The sequence below is a fragment of the Taklimakanibacter albus genome (genome assembly GCF_016595235.1).
Classification (GTDB): domain Bacteria; phylum Pseudomonadota; class Alphaproteobacteria; order Rhizobiales; family Aestuariivirgaceae; genus Taklimakanibacter; species Taklimakanibacter albus.
Genome location: NZ_JAENHL010000004.1, coordinates 82,997 through 90,232 on the forward strand (window position 1 = coordinate 82,997; position 7,236 = coordinate 90,232).

Consider the following 7,236-nt stretch of genomic DNA (forward strand, 5'->3'; position numbering starts at 1 on the left):
TTCCGCTGACCGAGCTGGTCGGGGGATCAAGGGGAGAGTTCGCGAATGCATCAGGGCCGTCTACTGCTTGCACTTCTGGCGGCCCTGCTTCTCCCTGCCCCGGCGCTTGCCGCCTCCTCCACCGCCGCCATCGATCGCACGCCCGAAATCGAGGACGCCCGGAGCGACGTCGCGTCCGAGATCCGCATCGAGCTGACCAAACCCGGCCAGGAAGGCCTCTTCCTCAATGCCAGGCTGAGTGAGGATGGCGGCCTCATCAACCTGCCGATTTCCTGGCAGATCAAGGCGTATGGCGGCGAGACCCTGCTCACCCGCGATGCTGATTTCGCCGAGCTGCCGGCCGAGCCCGGCGATTATATCGTCGAGGCGCGCTACGGCATGGTCCAGGTCGAGCGCAAGGTGACGCTGCTCGAGGGCCAGCGCCTGGGCGTGACCTTCGTGCTGAATGCCGGCGGCCTGCGCATTCTGCCCAAGCTGCAGCAGATCGGCCTGCCCGCCGCGCGCCCCTTCACCAGCATCTATAAGGCGTCGGGCATCGACGGCGGCACGCTGGTGGCGATCACCGACGAGCCGGGTGAGATCCTGCGCGTCGGCGCCGGCGCCTACCGCATCGAAAGCCGCTTCCAGCCCGGCAATGCCTCGGCGATGACCGAGGTCACCGTCAAGCCGGGCCTGCTTTCGGCGGTCGAGATCGATATGAGCGCCGGGATCGCCCGCCTGGCGGCCCCCGGGCGCGAGGACAGCGAAGTGATCTGGTTCATCACCGACGCCAAGGGCGAGGCGCTGCCGGGTGTCCCCGGCCCCTCGGCCGATGTCGTGCTGAAGCCCGGCCGCTACAAGCTCCGCACACGGATCGATGGCAGCGAGAAGACCTCGGCCTTCACCATCGAGCCCGGCAAGGTCAGCGCCATCATCCAGACGAACTAATCTGCGAACGCAGCAATGGTGTCGTCGAGCACCTTGGTGGCGCGCACGAAATTGAGCTGGCGGCCAAAGGCGGCGACCCGCTCGAGCTCTTCCCTCACCTCCGGCGACCGCTCGCCCTGGCCGAAGCGGCTGAGTATGCGGGCACGGTCGATGAGGAATTGCGCCCACGGGAACGGCTCCTTCGCCGCATAGGCTTCGAGCGCCTGCGTGAAGGTCTCGGCCGCTGCCCAATCGCGACGCTTCAGTGACGCCGTCATCATGTGGCTGTTGAAATACATGTGATTGTGGCTCGGCGCCCCTGACGCCAATATCGCCTGGGCTTTCGCGATATGGCGGGCGCGCTCGTCCTCATCGCCCGAAAGCTCGGCCAGGAGGCCGAGCACGATCGGTCCCATGTAATTGAGCCCGGTCTCCTCGCACAATTGATAGGCGAGCGCGGTATATTGGCGGGCCTCATCCATCTTGCCGTCGACCATCGCCAGCTCGGCGAAGAACATCTTGCTCTCCGCCTCGAAGCGTTTGGCGCCCAGAGCGATGGCAATCTCATCCGCTTTCGCCGCATGCACGCGCGCGGTATCGAGCTCATCGGCCTCGAACAACGCGAAATAGCTGCAATGATGCGCGATCATCGCGGCGCGGCGTGCCCCCGCCCGTTCGGCGAGCGCCAGCGCCTCGCGATTATAGTCATTGGCCTCGCGCCATTCGCCCTTGGAGAGCGCCGCGATCGCGCACATCGGCAGATTGGCCGCTTCGATGCGCCCGAAACCTTCCTTGCGCGCCAGCGCGACACAGCGCGTGAAAGCGTCATAGGCGCTGAGCATGCGGCCATTGGCGTAATAGCCGTCGCCGAGGCCGCCGAGCGCGCGGATCTCCGCTTCGACCGACCCTGCCTGGCGCGCGAAGTCGAGCGCCTTCTGGTGCTCGGCCAGGCATTCGGCGAGCCGTCCTTGCGGGAACAGCAGATTGCCGCGCAGATGATGGGCGCGCGACAGCTCACGCAGGAGCTTGTCCTCCTCGGCGATCGCCATGGCGCGATCGAGCGCCGCATTGGCCTCGGCGAAACGGTCGGCGAGCCTAAGGCTCTGCGCGAAGTCGATATTGGCGCGGCAGAGCAGCGCCCGATCCTCCTCCGCGAGTTGCAATGCCTCCGGCCAGACGGCGAGCGAGGGGGCGACCTGGCCGGTCTCGAGCAGCATCTCGCCCCGCCGCGTCAGAAGCTCGGCCTTGAACCGCCCGTCGCCGGCGAGCGCCAGGGCGCGCGCATTGAGCGTGATCGCCGCTTCATGATGATAGATAGCCCATTCGCCCTGGGCGGCGGCATCATAGGCGGCAGCGGCGCCCGGGTCCTGCGCCTGGTCGAGATGGCTCGCGGCGAGCAGCTTGTCGCGCGCGCCGAACCATTGCGCCGCTTTGACATGCAGAGCCTGACGGCGCGACTTGGGCAAGGTGCCATAGGTCGCCTCGCGCACCAGGGCATGCACGAACTCGAAGCCCTGCGCGCCGGGACGGATGAGGAAGGCATCGATCAAGGCGCGCAAGGGCAGCGCCTTGCCGTCGCTCAGATGGTCGATCTCCTCCTGGCTGAAGCGCTGGCCCAGCACCGACGCCGTCTGCACGATACGCCGGTCGCTTTCGCTCAGGCGGTCGAGGCGCGCCACGATGAGGCTTTGGATCGATTGCGGCAGCGCTTCGCCGCCCACTCCGGTTTTATGATGAAGCAACTGGACCAGAAACAGCGGATTGCCGGCGGCGCGCACCAGAACGTCCTTCACCAGCCCGCTCTTGCCCTCGAGCACCTGCTCGGCAAGACTTTGCGCGTCCTTGTCGGGCAAGGCGGACAGATCGATCGTCGTCAGCGGCGTCGGTGCGATGCGGGCGCGATAGCCGGCATCGAGCGGATCGCTCTCCGGACGCGCGGTGACCAATAATGTGATCGGATGTGTCTCGGCGGCCGCGGCGAGCGCCGCCAGTACATCGAGACCATCCGCATCGATCCAGTGCAGATCCTCGATGGTGATGAGCAGCGGCTTGCCCTGCGCGGCGAGGCCGGCGATCCTGCTGAGGGTCTGCGAGCGCGCGGCGCGCCTGCCGGCCATGTCGAACGTGTCGAGGACGCGGGCCAGCCGCGCCGGAAGCCCGGTGCCCAGGAGATCATGCAGGAACGCCTCCTCACGCTCGCCGAGGCCGGTGCGGCTGACAAAGGCGGCGACGTCCTCGCCATCGATACCGAGCAGCGCCTGGGTGACCTGCTGGCGCAATTGCGACTGGCTGCCGGCGCCGAAGCTCATCACCGCCGCCGACAGGCAGCGGCAGTTGCGCCGCCGCGCCGCGCTCATCGCCTGGTCGAGGAGCCGGCTCTTGCCGATACCGGCTTCGCCGCGGATATAGACGATCCGCCCGGTCCTCTCGCGCGCCGTGAGGTCGAATTGCGCCTCGATCTGGCGCAATTCCGCCTTACGCCCGACGAAGGGCAAGTCCTCGATGTCGGGCTTCGGCTCGAGCGAGGACAGCCTGAACACGGCCTGCGCGGCGGCGAAGCCGTCGAGTTGATGGCGGCCGAACTCTTCGAGCGCGTAACGCTGCTCGACCGCCGAGGCGAGGTCGTCCGACAGGAGGATCTCGCCGCGCTTGGCGAGATCGCATAAGCGGGCGGCCAGATTGACCGACGAGCCGGTGATCGTATAGGGCCGGTGCACGTCGCTGCCCGTCGAGGCCGCGAGCACCGTGCCGGCGGCAAGGCCGCAATGCACATCTAGATGGGCGCCGCCATAACGCTGGGCGAGCGGCGCCAGCCCCTCGCGGATGCCGATGGCGGCGGCGACGGCGCGCTCGGCATCATCGCCATGGGCGACGGGCGCCCCGAACACCGCCATGACACAGTCGCCGATATGTTTGTCGACGGTGCCGCCGAGCTTCACGATCACGCCGTCGGTCATGGCGAAAAAGTCGTTGAGCAGCCGCTGCACATCTTCGGGGTCACGCTCGCCCGAAAGTGCGGTAAAGCCCGAGAGATCGGCGAAGAGCACGGTCACCGGCCGCAATTCGCTGTCGGGCGGGCGCGTTTCGACCGGCGCCGACAGCGACGCGCCGCATTCGCCGCAGAAACGCGCGCCCGGCGGATTCGACGCCCCGCAGGCGCGGCAGGCCGCCATCAGCCCCGCCCCACAGGCGGTGCAGAAGCGTTGGCCGGGCTTGGCGGGCGCGCCGCAAGCGGTGCAGTTCATGAAGCTCGTCCCATCGTCGACTAGCGCGTGATCAGGAAAAGTGGGCACCGATTTTCCGTCCGATCACGCGCTAAATATAAGATTCCGATCACGTTTATCACTTTAGGTCGACCCGACCTAAAGTGATCGTGATCTAGTCGCCGGCATTATCGCCCGGCCTGGGCCACTTGTCGCCCTTACATTTCGCACCGGGCAGTGGCAGGCCAGCGGGCCGAGTGCCGCAACGTGGCCTCGTCGATATGGGCGAGGAACGGTGTCGCCCTGAAGGTGGCGAGGATGAGTTTTTCATTCTCGGCACTGCTGAAGGGACGGAATAACGCCGCGACACTCCCCTCACCTTCATCGATATCGACGAACAGCGGCGGCGCCGCGCAGGAGGTCTCGACGCCGGCGAGGCCGGCCGAGCGGATCAGGGCATTGCCGCGCGTATGCCAATGGACGGTGCGCTGCGCGAGGTCATAGACGATGCTCCATTGCGTGCGGCCGCTCTGGGCGACGTCCGCCAGGGTGGCGAAGGCTTTCGCCACCGGATCATCCGCCGGGTCGCGCGGGCTCTGCTGGGCCAGGCCGGCACGGGTGAAACGCGCCAGCGAGCTGCTGCCCGTCGCCGGGGCCGTCCCGCTTTGCACCTGCCGCATGAAATCCAGCGAGCGCGCATAGGTGTCATTGGCGAGCGCGGCGACCGGGAGGCCATCGTCCCGCCGGATCTCAGCCTTGCCATCGAGATATTCGACAACGGCCGCATGTCCTTGCGCGTCCATCAGTTTGTAATGCAGCGGAATGCGGCTTTCGATGCGGACTTTGGCGATCGCCTCGAGCGCCTCGTCGACGGTTGCCGATGTGTCGAGCACATATTGCATCCATTCGGCGACGCCGATCGTCGGCCGGTCGTCGGACGCCTCATACCGCGCCTCGTCGAGCCACATCTGGCTCGTCGCCAGCCCCGCCTCGTTCATGCCGGTCATCGGCGAGTCGCGCCCGAACATGTTGAAGGTGATCGAGGCATAGCGCGCGCGCCAGCGCGCCGGCCGGCCTTCCGTTTCCGAGACCTTGGCGAGGCCCTTCTTGTTGATCAGCACCACCGCCTGCCCGATCGGAAAATCGAAATTATAGGCCAGTATGGGGCGGGTCCGGTCGGTGAAGGCGATGGTCGTGCAGGCGTCCGCCGCGGCCGGCAGAAGCGCCAGGACGATGAGAAGCAGGAAACGCGGCATGGGTGAGAATACCATGCCGCGCTTCGGGTCTGCGTGCCCTACTTTGCTATATTGACCATGACGACGCCGGCCAGCGCCATGAGGCCGCCGAGGATCGCCAAGAGGCCCGGCACCTCGCCCAACCACAGAAAGCCGAGCAAGGTTGAGATCGGCGGCACGCTGTAGAGGAAGTTGGAGGCGCGGCTCGCCGGGAACTTCGACAGCATGATGGAATAGGTCGCATAAGCGATCATGCTGGGGCCGATGCCCAGATAGATCACCGAAAAGATCGCCTCGTTCGAGGCGGCCGGGATCTGCGCCAGGGCCGACGGCATGGCGGGCATCAGGATGAGCGTGCCGATGACGATGTTCCAGGCGGCGACGGTGACCGGCTTGTGGGTCTTGAACAAGGGCTTCTGGGCGATGGTGGTGACGGTGTTGCACAGCGCCGCCCCGAAGATGAACAGCGCCCCCATATTGAGCGACAGCCCCTCGCCCTCGCCGAAGGCGATGAGGCCGATGCCGGCGAAGGACACGGCGGTCCCGACCCAGGCCCAGCGGCCGAAGGTCTCGTTGAGCAGCAGCATCGCGAAGATGGCGGTGATGATCGGATTGACATTGATGATGAAGCTCGCCGGCCCCGCCGACACGGTCTGCTCGCCGATATTCAGCAGCACCGTATAAAGCGCCACGAAGAAGATGCCGCCGGTGAGGATGCGCCAGACCTCGCCCCCCTTGGGCCAGCCTGGACGGGTGATCAGGAGGTAGAGCGCCGCCGGCACGCCCGCTATGGCGAAGCGCAACGCGCCGAGCTCGATCGGTCCGAAGCTCGCGAGCCCGGCCCGGATCGCCGGAAAGGCCGAGGCCCAGATCAGGATGGTGATGACGACGGAACCGATGGCGGCGGCGTCGCGGGTGACCGGAGCGGTCGATGTTGCGCTGTTGGACATGGGTTCCGATGTCGGGCCAAACGAGCTCCTTGACAAACGAAACAATCGAGCATGAGCTGTGAGTATGGCTCACAGCTCAATTGCACTGCCGCCCCTCGACACGCTGCGCGCTTTCGACATGGCGGCCCGGACCGGAAGCTTCTCGGCGACCGCCGAAGCCCTCAACCTCACCCATGGCGCGGTCAGCCGCCAGATCGGCAAGCTCGAACATTGGTTCGGCCACCGGCTGTTCGCCCGCCAGGCCCGCGGCGTCGCTTTGACGCCGGAGGGCCAGCGCCTGTTCCTGCGCACCTCGGAAGCTCTGTCGATCATCGCCGACGGCTCCGATCGCTGGGTCGAGGCGCGGGGCTCCGCCGTGGTGCGCCTCACCTCCATCCCCTCGATCAGCGGTCTATGGCTGATGCAGCGGCTGGCCGGTTTCGAGAGCGGCGACCCGCTTCTACGCATCGAGCTGACCGTGGAACATCGCCATGCCGATCTCGAGTCGGAGGGCGGCGACCTGGCGATCCGCTGTGGCCGCGGCCGGGTCCCCAACCGCATCTCGGTCCAGCTCTTCGAGGAGATGTGCTACCCGATCGCCTCGCCGGCGCTGGCCGAAGGCATCGGCTCCGGGGCGCCCGAGCGCCTGCTCGATTTCCCGCTGATCCATGATTCCGATGCATCCGCCTGGCGCGCCTGGTTCGCCGGCCAGAATATCGACTACAAGCCGCGCCCGCAGGACCGCCGCTTCGAAGACTACAACCTGGTGTTGGATGCTGCCGCCCATGGCTTGGGCGTTGCCCTGGCCCGACCACCTCTGACCGAAGGGTCGCATCACCAGCGCCGCACCGTCCAGGTGGACTCACATAGGGTCAAGAACCCGGTTTCCTACTGGCTCGACCGGCCGATGCGGAAACCGCGGCCCGCCGCCATGATCCTGGCAAGGCGGATCATGGCGGCGGC

Annotated in this window: 5 protein-coding genes; 2 read left to right on the forward strand and 3 right to left on the reverse strand. The window is 66.7% G+C overall.

The genetic code is table 11. The features are described from left to right. Window positions 1–45: 45 nt before the first annotated feature. Complete coding sequence (locus JHL16_RS01725; RefSeq protein ID WP_200183184.1) at window positions 46–927, forward strand: hypothetical protein; 882 nt, start codon at window positions 46–48, stop codon at window positions 925–927. Here the strand turns inward: JHL16_RS01725 and JHL16_RS01730 are convergent. The 3 genes from JHL16_RS01730 to JHL16_RS01740 form a co-directional block, all read right to left on the reverse strand. Beyond that, window positions 924–4,151 (reverse strand): AAA family ATPase, encoded by a 3,228-nt coding sequence (locus JHL16_RS01730; protein WP_200183185.1) that lies wholly within the window; start codon window positions 4,149–4,151, stop codon window positions 924–926. The two genes, JHL16_RS01725 and JHL16_RS01730, sit on opposite strands and share 4 nt — an antisense overlap. Before the next feature lie 176 nt (window positions 4,152–4,327). After that, a complete protein-coding gene (locus JHL16_RS01735) occupies window positions 4,328–5,380 on the reverse strand; it encodes a linear amide C-N hydrolase (RefSeq protein WP_200183186.1) in 1,053 nt (350 codons plus the stop codon). Between the two features lie 23 nt (window positions 5,381–5,403). Then, window positions 5,404–6,294 carry a DMT family transporter gene (locus tag JHL16_RS01740; protein ID WP_200183187.1) on the reverse strand — a complete coding sequence of 297 codons (891 nt, stop codon included), beginning with the start codon at window positions 6,292–6,294 and terminating at the stop codon, window positions 5,404–5,406. A 64-nt stretch (window positions 6,295–6,358) separates the two neighbouring features. Between JHL16_RS01740 and JHL16_RS01745 the strand changes: the two genes are divergently transcribed. Next, window positions 6,359–7,236 (forward strand): LysR family transcriptional regulator (locus JHL16_RS01745; protein ID WP_200183188.1); only part of this gene is annotated, 878 nt, incomplete at its 3' end.

Excerpts from the sequence above, each read along its gene's own strand:
- JHL16_RS01725 (WP_200183184.1), top strand. The coding sequence starts at position 46 with ATGCATCAGGGCCGTCTACTGCTTGCACTTCTGGCGGCCCTGCTTCTC.
- JHL16_RS01730 (WP_200183185.1), bottom strand. The coding sequence starts at position 4,151 with ATGAACTGCACCGCTTGCGGCGCGCCCGCCAAGCCCGGCCAACGCTTC.
- JHL16_RS01735 (WP_200183186.1), bottom strand. The coding sequence starts at position 5,380 with ATGGTATTCTCACCCATGCCGCGTTTCCTGCTTCTCATCGTCCTGGCG.
- JHL16_RS01740 (WP_200183187.1), bottom strand. The coding sequence starts at position 6,294 with ATGTCCAACAGCGCAACATCGACCGCTCCGGTCACCCGCGACGCCGCC.